Source organism: Wolbachia endosymbiont of Armadillidium vulgare str. wVulC (assembly GCF_001027565.1).
GTDB lineage: Bacteria > Pseudomonadota > Alphaproteobacteria > Rickettsiales > Anaplasmataceae > Wolbachia.
The window spans coordinates 149,957-166,553 of sequence record NZ_ALWU01000001.1 but is presented as its reverse complement, the minus strand read 5'-3'; the positions used below and the strand labels follow the sequence as shown (position 1 = coordinate 166,553).

Below are 16,597 nucleotides of genomic sequence, written 5' to 3'. Positions count from 1 at the left end.
TATTTAAATTGCTACATACGAACCATACGCTTGAGTTGCAAAATTCCAAAAAGAAGCCAAAATAAAAATAAGCAGACATTTACAAATTAAACTAAGTGTACAATCAACAAACAAGGGTATTGATAGCAACGATACTCTGCAGAATCGCAATATGGTATGACCATATGCTCTTTATCGATCTGGTTAACATAATTAGTAGAGAGTTTTGTTGTGCAAAAGATATCTACTACAGCATCCTGCAATTGTTTGGAATTGCAGGATTGGGTGCTATGGTAAGGCCACTTGGTGCATCTGTATTTGGTCACATTGGTGACAGGTATGGAAGGAGAATGGCGTTAACGATTGCTATCTTGCTAATATCGATTCCGTCTAGTCTCGTTGCGTTTATTCCAAGTTATAATAAAATAGGTATAACTTCTACTGTATTGCTTCTTACAATCCATCTGATACAAGGGATTGCACTTGGCGCTGAACAAGGAGGCAGTTCTGTTTATCTCATAGAGCATTTACCTAATAAGAAAAAACTAGGAATGTTTTTTGGAATAATAAGTTTTGGTCGCTCCATTGGTATATTGCTCTCTGTAATTGCAGTGATCATCTGCAAAAAAAACACTGATTTTAACGCTTGGGGTTGGAGGGTGCCGTTTACTTTTTCAGCTATTTTAGGATTAATCAGCGCATATAGTATATACACATTAGGAGAAACTCCAGCGTATGAAAAAAATCGAGAACAAAGAAATTTACCTAATTTACCAATAATAGAGCTTACAAAACGCTACAAGAGAGCCCTGATACTTGCCATTTTAATATCTGTACCTGTTAATGTTGCTGTTGGATTTACCATATTTCTTAGAACAATTGCAAAAGAAATAGTGTCGGTTGAGACTTATGTAACAACGTATGTCAACGAAGTTGTGCTCGTTATAACCAGTATATTAATGCCGATATCTTCAATAGTGCTTGGAATTTTAGCTGATAAGGTAGGAAGAGAGCGTACAGTAATCTTATTTATAGTGATCACAATGGCACTATGTTGTCCTATGTTATCTATTGCATATTACTATAAGAGCTATCTTATAATTATGTTGAGTGTGATGGTTCTTTCTATAATAGAGAGAGGTATCAATCCTATAGGGATAGTTACTGCTGAGCTTTTTCCTACCAATGTTAGATTTAGTGGTGTGAGCTTATCACGCAACATCTCTTTTGCCTTGCATGGTGGATTCACTCCTATGATATGCACTTGGTTTACTATAACATTCCCTAAAATAAACTTTGCTGCTGGGCTTTATATAGTCTTCTGCTTATTGGTCAGCCTGATAGCAATATTGCAAATAAAGCCACAAGATAAAAAATGTGATTGGTAATTTTCTCTTAGCTATATGGTCCCAGAGTGCAATGGTGAGGGTTTAGTATAAATAAATCAGGAGCATTGAGAACATATAAATTCAAAAGGGGTAAGACCTTTGGAAGCAAAAGGCCTTTTCATAATCTTCTATCTATCGTTTTTTAAACCACTCCCCTAAACAGATACGTGAGAAGTGGCTAAGGATTTTTATTTAGTCTGACTGCATCCTTTACCTTATCTAATAACCCATTAATAAAACCAATTTTGTTTGGGGCATCAAGTAAATCAGATGCAATGTTAGTATATTCATTAATAATAACTGGGGCTGGTGTATCACAATTAATTAACTCACATACTGCAACACGCAAAATAGATAAGCTTATAAGATTTAATCTTGAAAGTGACCAGCTTGAGTGTAAATAAGACTCTATTATTTTATCATATTCTTCACTACTTTTTATAACTTTATGCAATAAATTTTCTAAGAACTGATAGTCACATTCTTCGCATTCCAATATATTCTCCAACTTACTTATGTAGTCTTTAAGCTCACAATCTTCCAATTTAAAAGTGTAACCTATGAAAATATTCGAATAAACAACCTGTACGGCAAGAAATCTTGCTGTACTTCTTTTTATGCGCCAACTTTTATCTATATCCATCATTTTAATTTATTGTGTAAATCTATCATACGCAAAACAGTTGAGGCTGCATGGCCACCAACGTTCTTTTTGTTTTTGTCAGCTCTAACTAGTGCTTTATCTTTACTATCTGCTGTGATTATGCCCATACCAAGAGGTATTGCATAACGCATAACAATTGCATTTAAGCCTTCGATTACTCCTTTGCAAACGTATTTATAATGATCAGTTTCACCGCAAATTACGCATCCAAGAGCTAAATAACCGTTATAATTAGTATTCTTGCCTTTGATCGCAAAGAGAATTGTAGCTGGTATTTCAAATGCACCAGGCACTTCAATTATCTCATAATTAATATTATTTCCTTTGAATTTATTAGTTGCACCCTCAAGCAAAAGGTTTGCTATTTCAGTATAATAATTTGAATTAACTATTAGTATTTTCGACATTCATCCCCACTTTTCTTGTTAAGAAGAACTTTATTAAGGATTGTTGAATTAAAGTTATAATATTACTAAATATCCAATATATCACCAAGCCGGCAGGAAAAGAAGAAAAGATAAAAACAGAAATGTAAGGTAAAAATTTCATAACATTTACTTGAATGTCATCTTTGCTGGGTTCGCTTAACTTTTGCTGAATTATCATAGTAATACCAAAAACTATAGGTAAAATGCCTATAGAAATAGGAAAGTTATAATTAAACAACCCAAATAATGTAAAAATGTTTGTTGGATCAGGAGCTGAAAGATCCTTAATCCATAAATAAAAAGGGGCGTGTCTCATCTCTATAGTAACAAATAATACTTTATATAGAGCAAAAAATACTGGTATTTGTATGAGCATAGGGAAAATGCTCGACATTGGATTTACATTATTTCTCTTGAACAACGCTATTGTCTCTTTATGCTGCTTTAAGCTGTCACTTTTATATAACTCTTTTATACGAGTTAGTTCAGGTTGAAGACTTTTTACCTTAAACATTGAAATATATGATCTATTAGACAAGGGAAGCATCAAAAGCTTGATTACTAAAGTTAGCAATAATATTGCTAAGCCAAAATTTTTCAAAACAAAGTTAAAATATTCAAGCAATAAAAACACTGGCTTGGTTATAAAATAAAGAACACCAAAATCTACAGCCTTATCAAACAAAGGTATATTGAGAGTGTCTTTATAAGCATCAAGTAAATTCAATTTCTTCGCCCCAGCAAAAAAGTAGTTCAGAGTAGAAGCACTTGCACCAGGGAGTATATGTTTGTAAGGTCTAACAAAATCTGCTTGAAATTTATCAATATTATTAACATTCGTATACTTGATGCTTACATTTATTTTATCAGATTTTTCAGTTATGATAGCTGTAAACCAATATTTATCAGCAAAACCAAACCAACTTTTTTCACTTGTGCTTGTCTTTATTAAACGTTTCTTGGAAATATCCTTATATGTCCACTCCTCCAGTTTATTGTTAAATGCACCTAGTACTCCTTCATGTGATATCCAATAGGATTCGTTAATATTATCACGTTTACGATTGATTTTACCATAAGGAACTAAAACTACGTTATTTTTTGTGTTATTTTCAACAATTTGCTCGATTTTAAACATGTAGTTATCATCAAGGCTAATTTTCATTCTAAATACAATCCCATTGTCATTATTCCAAAATAAATTGGCCACTTTTCGACTAGCCAGCTCAGTCTCATCCACTTGCCAGACTGTTTTAGAATCTGGAATTTTAATTTTGCCACTTGGATCGAGCCATCCAAATTCTGCAAAATATACATCTTTTGATTCTCCAGGTGACAGTAAAACTACTTGTGAAGAGGAAGAACTCGGTTCTAAGTGATAATTAGTTAAAATTAAGTCATCAAATCTTGCACCTTTCAGAGAAATCGATCCTTCAATCATGTTATTGATTAAATTAACTCTCTGTTCTCGAGTAGAATTAATAATTTCAGAACGATTTTGATGTATTATAGGAGCAAGGTCGTTAGAAGATTCAATATGTTCAATCGATGGCTGGCTTTGGCTTGTGTTAAGAAAATTATCATAAATAATATGCCATAATACCATAATTAACATGGAAAGAATTGTTGCTAAAATTAAATTTTTTGCTTCTGACATGAAATTAAATCGAACATACCTCCTTAAAGTATATATTAAATATTGTACTAAAACAATAAAATTTACTTATTTTTAATAATAGCTTTTAACGCTAATCTTAAAAATTTACTCTTATGGCTTCAAATGTTAATAGTATGAACGCAGCAAAAAATCTAGTTATTTGGCTACTGATAATAGTCATTACTGCAATGTTCATTGATTCACAAGGAGATAAACTAAGCAATAGGTTTCTGAGCACTTTTCTACCATATAAAGGAAGAGTTCAAGATGGCGGAAGTATCGAATTTACAAAATCATACGATGGACACTTTTATATTCAGGCTCAAGTCAATGATCGTAATATAACGTTTCTGCTTGATACTGGAGCAACTGATATTGTTCTATCACAAAAAGATGCGTTACATGCTGGTATTAACTTACAAAACATTCAAGATTTTAAAATATATGAAACTGCAAAAGGTCAAATAAAAGCTGGTGTTGTTCACATCCCTCAGGTTAAAATAGGAAAGTTTTTAATCAATGATGTGCAGGCTAGCGTTAACACTCATTCTATGTCCCATTCATTACTTGGAATGAGCTTTTTGAGGTATTTTCATTTTACTATTAGAGATAATAAGTTGATATTACATCGTGACTAGAGAATGCTACTGATGAGTAGTAATTCAATGCATTCGATGCTGATCCTTTAAATTAGCTGTACATGCATTAGAAAGCTCATCCTTGGTATCGGAATTTTCTTGCTTCCCTTCCCTAATTTTATCACAAAGCCATTCAATACCACGACCTGCCAACATACAGACTACTAAAGATGTAGCTAACACTGCCATCAAACCAATACAAAGAAAATAACTGTCTGCTGTACTCATATGAGTTGTAGAGCCAAAGTATAAAATACCGATGCATAAACAAGGGCCAATAACTGTACCACAGATAAAACCGGCTATTTTACCTTTATCATGACAGTGGCTTTGATGTTTTATCATAAAAATACCATAATTTATTAATTATATAACTATCATAATTGAGATTTTAGTAAGTGTCAATTGATATATTAACTCTTATGCTTCACCTGCTTATTAAAGCTCTGCAGGTCAATATAGGAGCAGAGATAAATATTGCAGAGCAAGTGCCAATTGCAATGCCAAAAAAGATGATCAAGCTAAAATCTTTAACTACACCTGTACAAATCAGCACTAAAGGAAGAGCAGCAAGAAGAGTAGTACCTGAAGTTAACATAGTGCGAAATAGCGTAGAATTAATACTAGCATCAACTATTTCATCCATTGCTGCATTTTTTCTACTCTTTTGATACTCTCGAATCCGATCGTATATAACCACTGAATTATTGATTGAGTAGCCAATCACGGTAAGTAGAGCTGCAACTGATGAAATATTAAACTCAATACCCGTCAAGCTGATAAAGCCAAGAGTTAAAATTGTGTCATGAATTAGTGCCGTTACTCCACCAAATCCACATTGCCAATTAAACCTAAGCCAAACATAAAAAAATATTCCAACAATTGCAATTAACATGGATGATATTCCTTCAAATATCTGTGTTGAACCTATTTGTGGACCAACATAGTCTATTTTGCGGTAAATTATTGAATTACCCAGTTTTTCTTCTAGTATATTTTTGACTTTTTTAATTTTATCCTCATCTCTCTCGTCTTTAAACCGCATAACTAAATTATCACTAGCTTTTGAACTCTGTATCGTAAATCCATTCTCTCTTAATATATTAAGAATGGTATGATCCTCACTTGAGGATTTTATCTCCATCAAAATTCCACCTGTGAAGTCTATGCCTAAATTTACTCCACGCAGCACAACAGTAAGCACTGAAAAAATGATAAGAATAACGCTAATAAACGCTGTCAATTTTCCATATTTACTAAATTTGATATCAAGATTGTCTGGAATAAGTCTAACTGCCATATTTCCTACTTAAATTTTGATTTTATATACTTTTCAAGCAATCGACTAGCCATTTTCTCTTAGCTTACTAATATTGATCCTTGGTTCACTTAATCTATTTGAAAGAGAGGGAAAGGATATTCGATCAAAGAAATGAAAACAGCCTGGTTATCATTAATAAAGTGCTACTTAAACACCTTTTTTAATCGACTGATTTCATCAGCAAATTTTGGGTCAGTTCTTATAAAATTTTCTACTTGTTTGACTGCATGTATAACAGTAGCATGATCTCTGCCACCAAAGCTTCTTCCAATATCTGGTAGGCTTTTTTGCGTAAATTTCTTGGCAAAATACATAGCTATTTGTCTCGGTCTCGCAAGACTGCGGAGCCTTCTATTAGATTGCATATCTGCAACCTTTATATTGAAAAATTCAGCTGTTTTCTTTTGTATTTCTTCTGTTGTGATTGACCTATGATTTGATCTAAGAAGATCAATTAGGGTCTCACTAGCTGATTCTACCGTCATACTTCTTCCAATTAACGAGGTATGGGCAACCTTATTTAATGCTCCTTCTAATTCTCTTATATTGGATTTTATATTCCTTGCCAAAAACTCTAGGACATCCTTTGGAACATACATATTCATTCGCTCCACCTTCGCCTGCAATATACCAAGTCTTAATTCAAAAGTTGTTTCATTAATATCTGCAACTAATCCCCAACCAAGTCGTGATTTTATTCTTTCTTCTACTCCATCAAGATCACTAGGAGACCTATCAGCTGATATAACCAATTGTTTATTTTGGTCTATCAATGCATTGAAAGTGTGAAAAAATTCTTCTTGTGTACTATCTTTACCACTGATAAATTGCACATCATCTACCATCAATACATCTACTGATCTAAATTGCTCTTTAAATAACATAATATCTTTGCTCCTCAGCGCTGTAATATATTGATACATGAATTTCTCTGCCGATAAATATACCACTTTTCTTTTTGCTGATGGAGAATTGACTATGTCCCAAGCTATAGCATGCATTAAATGTGTTTTACCAAGTCCCACTCCGCCGTATAGAAACAAAGGGTTGCTTCCTGATATTGGATCTATAGATTCCGCTACACGCTTTGCTGCTGTAAATGCTAACTCATTTGACTTTCCTACCACAAAATTATCAAAAGTGAATCTGGGATCTAGCGGTGAACCAAGATTATGATTATTTTCCTCTCTATTTTTTAGTATCGTATTAGAATTTGAACTCCTTTCTTCAATTACTTGAATATCAATAGAACATACACTTTGATCTTCGCTTCGCCATAATGATAATATTTTTTCCATGTAGTGAACTGTAATCCACTCTTTTATAAATCTTGTTGATACAGATAACAAAACTTCTCCATTTCTGCTGCTGACAAATCTCAGTGAACTCAGCCAGCTGTTATATGTTGCTTCTCCATAGAGATTATAAAGACAATTTTTGATTTTTTCCCAAGTAACATTGTGGTCTGTTACTGTAATAATCTGATCAAAAAACATAGTAGAAACCTTAGGGCTAATTAAGTTCATATACCACACCAAGAAAAACTAATAATCAGAAAAACATAAGATAATCAATAGCTTATTGTAAGATGAAAAGCTAATACTACTTAATACATACTAAAAATTATGTAGATTTTTTGGTGATTTGTAAAGGATATAAAAACACTAAAATTAATCATTTTTTTGAAATAAAAATGATCAATTTGTAAATGTCGCTTGTACCGAGGATTAGAAGCATGTTATTAAAAACAGTAATACATTATGTATAAATAAAATATTAAATTTACTGGCAAATAAGTAAAGTATTCATATAAATATAGCTAATCTAATATAAATTTATTGAAGTAAATTTGTGATTATATTAAGTAATTTGAGCCATCATACTGTATTCGGTATTGAACTGGAGTTTTACACTGAGGGAATAAAAAAAGAATATTTATTTCTGAGTAGCATCAAAAATAAAATAGCTTCACTTGGATTTTTTTGTGAGAAAGAGAGTTCTATAAATCAATATGAGATAAAAAGTGTTTGTTATACGAATTCCGATAATTTAATTAAGCATTTTGAGTTAGCAAAACAATTACTTACTGAAGTAGCACAAAAACTTGGTGGAAATGTTTGTTTTAAAGCAAAGCCCTATTTGGATAGAGCAGGGAGTGCATTAAATGTGCATGTTAATCTCGTGAATTCAAATCACGATAACTTATTTTATAGCAACGAGCAAAAATATAGTGACTACCTGATTCATAGTATTGGTGGATTATGTTCAATGATGAAAAAACATATGTTGTTTTTTGCTCCAAATGATGAATCATATTTAAGGTTTCAACACCCAGATATTCATACTCCAACTACGATTAGTTGGGGAGTAAATAACAGAACTGCTGCAATAAGAATTCCCTATTTTGGCAACGATTTCAAAAGGTGCCGACTGGAGCACCGTGTTCCCGGAGCAGACTGTAACCTTGAACAAGTGCTTATAGCAATAATTGAAGGTATAATTTTTGGTATAGAGAACAAAATTACCCCGCCAGATAGAGTCTACGGCATTGCATCTGATCCTCAATATGAGATGGAGAGGTTAATATAACAACTATCTGTCAAATCCTAATCCGTTAAACCCCTTTTGGGTAATTGATTATTCTAATACTCTTCTCACATCATTATCTACATTTCCGTACTGTAATAACAAGTCTGAAGGGGAGGGTTTTTGCGTACTTTGAGATCTAAGCCCTGTATTATTAGTAAGGTTGCCCGTTGACTGCCCAAAAACTTGATTACCAAACACATCTATGCGTTCAGGTAAAGATCTCATTTGATTCTTTACAGAGCTAGAATTATTTTGTGCAAAAGTTTTATTATCTGGCTCACCAAGAACAATTTTGTCAGGTACTGCCATAGTTTTTGTATAATTAACAGAATGACTGCACTCAGTGTTCTTGATTTCATCAAGAATTGGTTCGCCAAATGCGTTTATAGGACCACCAAGTAATCTTTTCTCCATGCGTTCTTGTGCTCTTTTATTTTTTAATTCTTCTTCTAACTCAGCTTCAGTTTTTTCTGGCTCTTCTACGGTATCTTTTTCTTCACTTTCATACCCTTCATCTTTTGATATACCATGAGTTTTAGCAGATCTAGCTTTTACTTTATGAATCAACGAAAGTAATGCGTAAGTAACTGCAGCAGCAGTAACCATAATGGCTATCTTTGCAGCGATGTGAATCACTGTTAAAAATACTAAAGTTGATGAAGCACCAACCAACCCAGATACAATAACTTTATTCTTGCCTTCTGTTACACTTAGAACTGCTACCATAATAACTCCTCAAATACCACGCTAAAGTTATATTATATAGAAATTTTCTTATGCTTGCAAATCTGTAAAAATTTTGATCGTTTACATAAAACTGTATAAGAATTAATTAATATATAATTTATCTTAGCTATAATATGATATAAATGCGTATAATGTCTGGCATGAAAAGCTTACTTGTAGAGAGGAATAGAACAGTAATATTATTGCTCATATTGATTTTTACCTTCGGCTCATACACTTATATAAAAATGCCAAGAGAAAGCAACCCTGATATACAGATTCCTATAATCAGCATATTTGTCGGGCTTCCTGGTATTTCTGTCGAGGATAGTGAAAAGTTATTAGCTATTCCAATAGAAAATGAACTAAGGTCTATTGAGGGCGTGAGAGAGCTAAGGGCACTTGCAACTAATGACGGTGCTCACATGATAATTAAGTTTGGCACAGAATATGATACCAAAGAAGTACTTGATAACGTCCGTTCAAGGCTCTCAAACATAAAATCAAAGTTACCTATTGAAGCGGAATCTCCGATAATCAATGAAATAAACTTGAGCTTATTTCCGATACTAAACGTTGGCTTGATTGGTAATTTGCCGGAAAGAGCTTTAACTGAAATAGCGCGCAAACTAAAGAAAGAAATAGAATTTCTGCCAAATGTTCTCAAAGTTGAAGTAGCAGGTATACGCAAAGAAACAGTAGAAGTTATAATTGAGCCTACAGTTCTAACAAAATATAACATTCAATCAAATGAGATATTTCAAGCTATATCAAACAACAACAGATTGGTGAGAGCCGGATCACTAGAAAATGATACCGGTAAATATTCGATCAAAATATCAGGGTTATTAAAAGACATAGAAGATATTATGAATATTCCTATTAGATCTCAAAGTGATGCAGTTTTGAGAATCAAAGATATAGCAAAAGTATACCTTGGGTTTGAGGATCGCCAAGGATTTGCTCGTATTAATGGACTACCTAGCATTGTACTAGAGATTTCAAAACGTAATGGAAAAAACATAATAGACACGGTAAATCAAGTAAAATACTTAATGGACAAAGCAAAAGATCAATTACCTGAAAATTTAAAAGTAGTTTATTTAAATGACCAGTCAAAAAATGTACGTGATGTGCTTGACGATTTGGAAAACGGTATAATATTTGCGGTATTACTAATATTAACCATAATAATGCTCTTTATGGGAACAAGGACTGCTATTCTTGTTGCACTATCAATACCTGGCTCCTTCCTCATGGGAATAATAGCTCTTTACCTCATGGGTATTACTCTAAATATAGTTGTGCTCTTCAGTCTAATTATGGCAGTCGGCATGCTGGTTGATGATGCAATTGTAATCAGCGAATATGCTGATAGAAAGATGATTTGTGGCATGGATAAAGTAGAAGCTTTTTGTACCTCAGTTCATGATATGTTCTATCCAGTTTTATCATCAACATTGACTAAATTAGCAGTGTTTTTCCCTCTGTTACTCTGGCCCGATACGGTCGGTAAATTTATGCAGTACATACCAATTACAATAATTCTAACTTTGACTGGATCGCTCATTATGGCTTTAGTTTTTATACCAACACTTGGTGCAATATTTGGTAAGCCTTCGATAACTTCAAAAAAAGAAATAACAAGAATGAGTGCTATAGAAAGTGGTGAGATAAAAAATACTGGGCCTATAATAAGAACTTATGTACGTATGTTAGAGAAAGTCTTAGATCACCCCAAAAAATTTGTATGTGTTGTTGTGTTTGCTTTATTTTTGTCTAGTATACTATATTTTACTTTTGGTCCTGGGTTGAAGTTCTTTCCAGATGTAGATTCAGATAACATTTTAATCAGCGTTAAAGTAAAAGAAAGCTTATCAGCCAAAGAACGAGATTTGATACTTAAAGAAGTAGAAGAACGCATTCTGGGTGTTGAAAAAGAAATTTATGTTTTTTATACTAGATCGAGAATATTTTCAGACAACGTTATTGCCAAAATTCAATTGGAACTTGTGGATTGGCGCTGCAGGCGCAAAGCTAAGCAAATACTAAATGATATAAGGAGCAGTGTGCAAAACATGAAAGGAGTAATAATTGATGTACAGGAACAAAAGTCAGGACCATCAGCTGACAAGCCAATACAAATTAACTTAAGCGGAAGTGCATCCAGTTTGAATTCAGTAGCAGAGAAAATCCTAAAAATCATGGACCAACCTTCATCCGGATTTATAAATATTCAAGACAGTAGATCAGTGCCTGAAATAGAGTGGAACATGAGTGTTGATAAGAGTAAGGCTACAAGCTCTGGAGTAAATGTTGCAACCATTGGCGATTTTATAAAGATGGCTACAAACGGAGTATTAATTGGAAAATATAGACCAAATAACACAGATGAAGAAATTGATATTGTACTACGCTTTCCCAGAAAGAGTCGCAGCATGAAGACTATAAATAATCTCTTTATTAATACAGTAAATGGACCGTATTCTATGAGCAGCATAGTAAAATATGTTCCCGAAAAAAAGGCAAACAAGCTAAGTAGGATTGATGGATCACGCACAGTGACAATCTCTGCTGATATTGATACTGGCTATCTTGTTGATGAAAGAGTAAAACTCATTCAAAATTCTATTAGCCAAGATTGGAACAAGGAAGTAAGAATCGATTTTAAAGGTGACAAAGAAGATCAACAAAAATCAGGAGCATTTTTACTAAAGGCTTTTATATTAGCAATTACATTAATGATATTAGTGCTAGTGGCACAGTTTAACAACATATACTATACATTTATAGTAATGACAGCAGTATTTTTATCCACAACATGTGTATTTTTCGTTTTCTTTCTTATTCAGCAAGTTTTTGTAATTGTCATGTGCGGAGTGGGAATAATTGCTTTGGCAGGAATTATAGTGAATAATAACATACTATTGCTTGATGCCTTTCATCAACAAATTAAGGTACACAAAAACAGCATTAAGCAATGTGTAATAAACGCTTCAATTTCTCGTGTCAGGCCAATACTCCTTACCGTTGCAACTACAATTTTTGGCTTAATACCAATGATTACCAGATTGAATATCAACTTTTTTACGTTGCAAATCACATATGATGCTCCATCAAGCCAGTGGTGGGTTGATATTTCAGCAACCATAGCAAGTGGAGTATTGGCTGCAACGATTTTAACCTTATTCTTTACTCCTGCGCTGCTCGTCATACAAAAATATGAAAAAGCTTGACTTAAATTAGCAACTATTTAACATTTTAGATAGCGTTCTTTGCCCGTTGAAGCTATAATTATAACTAATTAAATTGGATTTATTTATATGATTGCTAATCGTAAAAGCAGTGTTAAGCAGAAAAGCAACAAGAATAACATAGTTGGAAGCCTTGATGTAATCAGAACAGCAGGAGAGCTCTCACTTCAAAAAGGTTTAGATTTTGATATTATAATAAATGCACTTAAAAGTGCTATCGAAGCAGTGGCTCAACAAAAGTATGGCAGCAAAAGTAAGATTATAGTCAATATAGATAGAAACACAGGCAAAGTTACCTCATATAGACAACTAAAAGTCATTGATGATGAGTCAAAAGAAAATGAATGTGACTTAATTAAGTTGACACAAGCTAAGTTAAAAAAAGGAGATGCAAAAGTTGGAGACACTATTAGTGAGTTGATTTCTCTTGATACTGATCTTGTTTCAGCAAGGATTGCCCAACAAAAGATTTCTCAAATAATTAAAGAGGCAGAGTTAAAAAAGCAATATGAGGAATTTAAAGATAAGGTAGGAGAAATGAGGTATGGCATCGTTAAACAAGTAGAATATTCAGATCTTATTATAGACATAAATGGCATTGGGGCATACCTTCCTTTGCGGAACTTGATTGGTGGCGAGTCATTTCGTGAAGGAGATAAAGTAAAAGCTTACATACAGTCTGTTAAGCGCTCTGATGATGGACGTCAAGTCATTCTTTCTAGGACTCATGAAGGTTTTTTAGAGGCATTGTTGCATCAAGAGATACCAGAAATTGCTGAGAGATTGATAACAATTAAAAGTATAGCTAGAGATGCTGGTTCAAGATCTAAAGTTGCTGTTTTTTCACCTGATAAGAATATCGATCCAGTGGGTGCTTGCGTTGGAGTTAAAGGAGATAGAATAAAAACTATTATACACGAATTAAACGGTGAAAAAATCGACGTCATACATTACTCATCAGATTTGGGTCAATTTGTTATTAAAGCCATTACTCCTGCAGAAGTATCAAAGGTCATTATTGATGAAAATGAAAATTGCATAGAGTTAATAGTTGCTGAAGATCAATTGAGTTTAGCTATAGGAAAAAAGGGTCAGAATGTAAGATTAGCTTCAGAGCTTGTTGGATGGAAAATTGAGATATTAGGTATTCAGCAAGAATCAGAAAGGCGAAGTAAAGAATTTAATCAATGTTCAGCTTTATTTGCTGAAGCTTTAAACTTAGAAGAGATTATGGGCCAGTTATTGGTAACAGAAGGCTTTTCAAGTGTAGAAGATATATCTAACACTTCAATTAAGGAGCTTGCTTCAATAGAGGGCTTTAATGAAGATATTGCAAATGAACTTCATAATAGAGCAAATAATTACCTGAAAGCAGAGAATGATAGAAAAATAGAAGAGCTAAAAAATTTAGGTATGGAAGACGATGTAATTAACTTAACCTTATCAATAGATAATAAAATTGCTCTTAGTAAACATAATATTAAAACTTTAGAGGACATAGCAGATTTATCAAATTATGAGTTTTGTAGCATACTCTCTTCCTCAACTAATAATAAAGAAAATCTAAAAGATACAGCGGATTTAATAATCATAGAAGCACGCAAAAAGCTTGGGTTAATAGAATAAACATATGAATAATGAAGATATCAGTAATAAAAAATTGACCATCCAAGGCTTAAGCAAGCTTAAATTGGACAGTAATTTAAACTCTTTAGCTAATCTAAGTACTTGTACTACAATAGTAAAAAAAAGAAGAAAAATTCATTCTACAGAAGAATATAATTTGTTTGACGAGAGTAAATTAGGCTCTTTAACTGAAAAAGAACAAATTTCCCGCATTAATGCTGTGCAGAATGCAGCTTTGCTGAAAGAAAGAAATCAGAGAGAAGAAAAAGAAAAAACAATAAAAGAAGACAGCCATAAAGAGGTTGAAGATAAAAATGAAGCGGACTCTTTGCCTAAAGAAATAAATAAGAAAATTTTAAGTAATACTAACTCAGTTGAACAAAAAGAAGATAGTATTGAATATGAGAATAATGATAAAAAGTCTTTTAAAGCTAGCAAAGATATATACTCTAAGCATTCTAAACTAGTCATTACACAGGCAATAGATGAAAAAACTGAACAACTCCCTGTATTTAAGCAAAGATTTGGTATAAGAAGTAGAAAGTCAAAATTTACTAAGGGTAAAAATATATCAAGAGAAGTTATTATACCAGACAAAATAACTATCAGGGAGTTATCTATTCGTATGGCAGAAGATAGCAAGAGTGTGCTAAAAATGTTCAAAGAAGAAGTCGGTGAGAGTTATAGAGTAGATGATTTGGTGGATCCAGATATAGCATCTGAGATAGTGGAAAAATTTAATCATACGGCTAAACGAGCAAGTGATGCTGACAAAGAAAAGAATTTACTCTTCATAAGCAACAGAGAAAACTTACCTAAAAGACTCAAACCACCTATCGTTACTTTTATGGGACATGTGGATCATGGTAAAACCTCATTGCTCGATGCATTTCGTGAATCTAATATTGCAGAAAGAGAGTCAGGTGGCATCACTCAACACATAGGTGCTTATCAATTGACGACAAAAAATAAGCAAAAAATTACTTTCATTGATACACCAGGGCATGAAGCGTTTACTGAAATGCGTGCACGTGGTGCCAATATTACTAATATAGTTGTAATAATAGTTGCAGCTGACGATGGAATCATGAAACAAACAGTTGAAGCAATAAACCATGCAAAAGCAGCAAATGTCTCTATTATAGTTGCCATTAATAAAATTGATAAATCACAATCTGGTGATGTAGAAAGAATAATTAATAGTTTGCCTCAATATGATCTAATCCCTGAAGAACTTGGTGGTGATGTTATAATTGTGCCAGTATCAGCAAAAAAGAAAACCAACTTAGATAAACTAGAAGAGGCAATTTTATTAATCGCTGAATTAATGACGCTAGAAGGGATAGAGGATTGTCGAGCACTTGGATGGGTAATAGAATCCAAAATAGATAAAGCTAAAGGAATATCAGCTACATTAATAGTTGAAGAAGGAACATTAAAGATTGGTGATATAATGATAATTGGTACAACATACAGCAAAGTACGCAGTATGGTTAATCACCTTGGTCAAAGAGAAAAAGTGGCACTACCTTCTACTCCAGTTGAAGTCACTGGTCTAAATGGTGTACCAAATGCTGGAGATAAATTTGTTGTTGTAAACTCTGAAAAGCAGGCTCGTGAAATCGTTGAATACAGGTTAGAAGTGCTCAAGAAAAAGAAAGAAGATTCAGACGACAATAATTTAGATATATTCAGTCGTAATGACGGTGAAATAACAGAACTATCTGTAGTTTTAAAGTGCGATGTAACTGGTTCTATTGAAGCAATATCAAGCTCAATTGATAAGCTTGGTAAAGACCAAGTGAAATTAAATATTCTACACAAAGCAGTAGGGGGAGTAACAGATTCAGATGTGCTGCTTGCAGAAGCATCAAGTGCAGTGATTTTAGCTTTTAATGTAAGGGTGGACTCAAAAATAAGAGAATTAGCAAAACAAAAAGGTATAGAAATACATACTTACAATATAATATATGAGCTTATTGAAGACATGAGGATGTATCTAACTAAAATGTTAAAGCCTGTTACACGAGAGGTTCGTGTTGGTTCTGCATCTATAAGGCAAATATTTAATGCATCTAAAGCCGGTAATATCATCGGATGTTATGTCACTGATGGAATTATAAAAAAAGATTCTTTAATTAAGGTAGTGCGTGGCGGCAAATTGTTGCATGAAGGAAAGTTAAAAGCACTACGTAGATTTAAAGATGATGTTAAAGAAGTAGGTGTAAATTTTGAATGCGGAATATCGCTAGAGGGTAATATCGATGTTAAAGTAGGAGATATTTTGGAAGCTTATCAATTAGTGCAAGAAGAAAGAACGTTATAGT

At 33.1% G+C, this 16,597-nt stretch carries 13 protein-coding genes and 1 pseudogene; 6 read left to right on the top strand and 8 right to left on the bottom strand.

Annotation, left to right across the window (positions count from 1 at the left end):
- Positions 1–95: 95 nt before the first annotated feature.
- On the top strand, positions 96–1,367 hold the full coding sequence (locus wVul_RS00770) for an MFS transporter (RefSeq protein WP_047758768.1): 1,272 nt from the start codon (positions 96–98) through the stop codon (positions 1,365–1,367).
- A gap of 7 nt (positions 1,368–1,374) precedes the next feature.
- Here the strand turns inward: wVul_RS00770 and wVul_RS10220 are convergent.
- The 4 genes and pseudogenes from wVul_RS10220 to yidC all read right to left on the bottom strand — a co-directional run.
- A pseudogene (locus wVul_RS10220) lies at positions 1,375–1,486 on the bottom strand (IS481 family transposase); the annotation flags it as partial.
- Positions 1,487–1,545: 59 nt separating this feature from the next.
- Positions 1,546–2,013 (bottom strand): transcription antitermination factor NusB, encoded by a 468-nt coding sequence (nusB, locus tag wVul_RS00765; RefSeq protein ID WP_238580335.1) that lies wholly within the window; start codon positions 2,011–2,013, stop codon positions 1,546–1,548.
- Positions 2,010–2,438: a 6,7-dimethyl-8-ribityllumazine synthase gene (locus wVul_RS00760; RefSeq protein WP_047758766.1), complete on the bottom strand. Its 429-nt coding sequence runs from the start codon at positions 2,436–2,438 to the stop codon at positions 2,010–2,012. Before wVul_RS00760 ends, nusB begins: the two co-directional genes overlap by 4 nt.
- On the bottom strand, positions 2,416–4,116 hold the full coding sequence (yidC, locus tag wVul_RS00755) for a membrane protein insertase YidC (protein ID WP_047758765.1): 1,701 nt from the start codon (positions 4,114–4,116) through the stop codon (positions 2,416–2,418). Before yidC ends, wVul_RS00760 begins: the two co-directional genes overlap by 23 nt.
- Positions 4,117–4,229: 113 nt before the next feature.
- Between yidC and wVul_RS00750 the strand changes: the two genes are divergently transcribed.
- Positions 4,230–4,754: a TIGR02281 family clan AA aspartic protease gene (locus wVul_RS00750; RefSeq protein WP_047758764.1), complete on the top strand. Its 525-nt coding sequence runs from the start codon at positions 4,230–4,232 to the stop codon at positions 4,752–4,754.
- Between the two features lie 24 nt (positions 4,755–4,778).
- Here wVul_RS00750 and wVul_RS00745 read toward each other — a convergent pair whose 3' ends face one another.
- The 3 genes from wVul_RS00745 to dnaA form a co-directional block, all read right to left on the bottom strand.
- On the bottom strand, positions 4,779–5,099 hold the full coding sequence (locus wVul_RS00745) for a hypothetical protein (protein ID WP_047758763.1): 321 nt from the start codon (positions 5,097–5,099) through the stop codon (positions 4,779–4,781).
- 82 nt (positions 5,100–5,181) lie between these two features.
- The gene (gene secF, locus wVul_RS00740; RefSeq protein ID WP_047758762.1) at positions 5,182–6,054 is read right to left on the bottom strand and encodes a protein translocase subunit SecF; all 873 of its coding nucleotides are present in this window, start codon (positions 6,052–6,054) and stop codon (positions 5,182–5,184) included.
- A gap of 164 nt (positions 6,055–6,218) precedes the next feature.
- Positions 6,219–7,601 (bottom strand): chromosomal replication initiator protein DnaA, encoded by a 1,383-nt coding sequence (gene dnaA, locus wVul_RS00735; RefSeq protein WP_047758761.1) that lies wholly within the window; start codon positions 7,599–7,601, stop codon positions 6,219–6,221.
- Positions 7,602–7,926: 325 nt separating this feature from the next.
- Between dnaA and wVul_RS00730 the strand changes: the two genes are divergently transcribed.
- Positions 7,927–8,664, top strand: coding sequence for a type I glutamate--ammonia ligase (locus wVul_RS00730; RefSeq protein ID WP_047758760.1), 738 nt, complete (start codon positions 7,927–7,929; stop codon positions 8,662–8,664).
- A gap of 48 nt (positions 8,665–8,712) precedes the next feature.
- On the opposite strand, the gene wVul_RS00725 is transcribed toward wVul_RS00730, so the two are convergent.
- Positions 8,713–9,390 carry a hypothetical protein gene (locus tag wVul_RS00725; RefSeq protein ID WP_047758759.1) on the bottom strand — a complete coding sequence of 226 codons (678 nt, stop codon included), beginning with the start codon at positions 9,388–9,390 and terminating at the stop codon, positions 8,713–8,715.
- Between the two features lie 161 nt (positions 9,391–9,551).
- On the opposite strand from wVul_RS00725, the gene wVul_RS00720 reads away from it, so the two are divergent.
- From wVul_RS00720 to infB, 3 genes are all read left to right on the top strand, one after another.
- Positions 9,552–12,626 (top strand): efflux RND transporter permease subunit, encoded by a 3,075-nt coding sequence (locus wVul_RS00720; RefSeq protein ID WP_179943846.1) that lies wholly within the window; start codon positions 9,552–9,554, stop codon positions 12,624–12,626.
- Between the two features lie 87 nt (positions 12,627–12,713).
- Complete coding sequence (gene nusA / locus wVul_RS00715) at positions 12,714–14,270, top strand: transcription termination factor NusA (RefSeq protein ID WP_047758757.1); 1,557 nt, start codon at positions 12,714–12,716, stop codon at positions 14,268–14,270.
- 4 nt (positions 14,271–14,274) lie between these two features.
- Positions 14,275–16,596, top strand: coding sequence for a translation initiation factor IF-2 (infB, locus tag wVul_RS00710; RefSeq protein WP_047758756.1), 2,322 nt, complete (start codon positions 14,275–14,277; stop codon positions 16,594–16,596).
- Position 16,597 lies beyond the last annotated feature (1 nt).

Coding starts and splice junctions, on each gene's coding strand:
- nusB (WP_238580335.1), bottom strand. CDS start 2,013: ATGATGGATATAGATAAAAGTTGGCGCATAAAAAGAAGTACAGCAAGA.
- wVul_RS00760 (WP_047758766.1), bottom strand. CDS start 2,438: ATGTCGAAAATACTAATAGTTAATTCAAATTATTATACTGAAATAGCA.
- yidC (WP_047758765.1), bottom strand. CDS start 4,116: ATGTCAGAAGCAAAAAATTTAATTTTAGCAACAATTCTTTCCATGTTA.
- wVul_RS00750 (WP_047758764.1), top strand. CDS start 4,230: ATGGCTTCAAATGTTAATAGTATGAACGCAGCAAAAAATCTAGTTATT.
- wVul_RS00745 (WP_047758763.1), bottom strand. CDS start 5,099: ATGATAAAACATCAAAGCCACTGTCATGATAAAGGTAAAATAGCCGGT.
- secF (WP_047758762.1), bottom strand. CDS start 6,054: ATGGCAGTTAGACTTATTCCAGACAATCTTGATATCAAATTTAGTAAA.
- dnaA (WP_047758761.1), bottom strand. CDS start 7,601: ATGAACTTAATTAGCCCTAAGGTTTCTACTATGTTTTTTGATCAGATT.
- wVul_RS00725 (WP_047758759.1), bottom strand. CDS start 9,390: ATGGTAGCAGTTCTAAGTGTAACAGAAGGCAAGAATAAAGTTATTGTA.
- wVul_RS00720 (WP_179943846.1), top strand. CDS start 9,552: ATGAAAAGCTTACTTGTAGAGAGGAATAGAACAGTAATATTATTGCTC.
- nusA (WP_047758757.1), top strand. CDS start 12,714: ATGATTGCTAATCGTAAAAGCAGTGTTAAGCAGAAAAGCAACAAGAAT.
- infB (WP_047758756.1), top strand. CDS start 14,275: ATGAATAATGAAGATATCAGTAATAAAAAATTGACCATCCAAGGCTTA.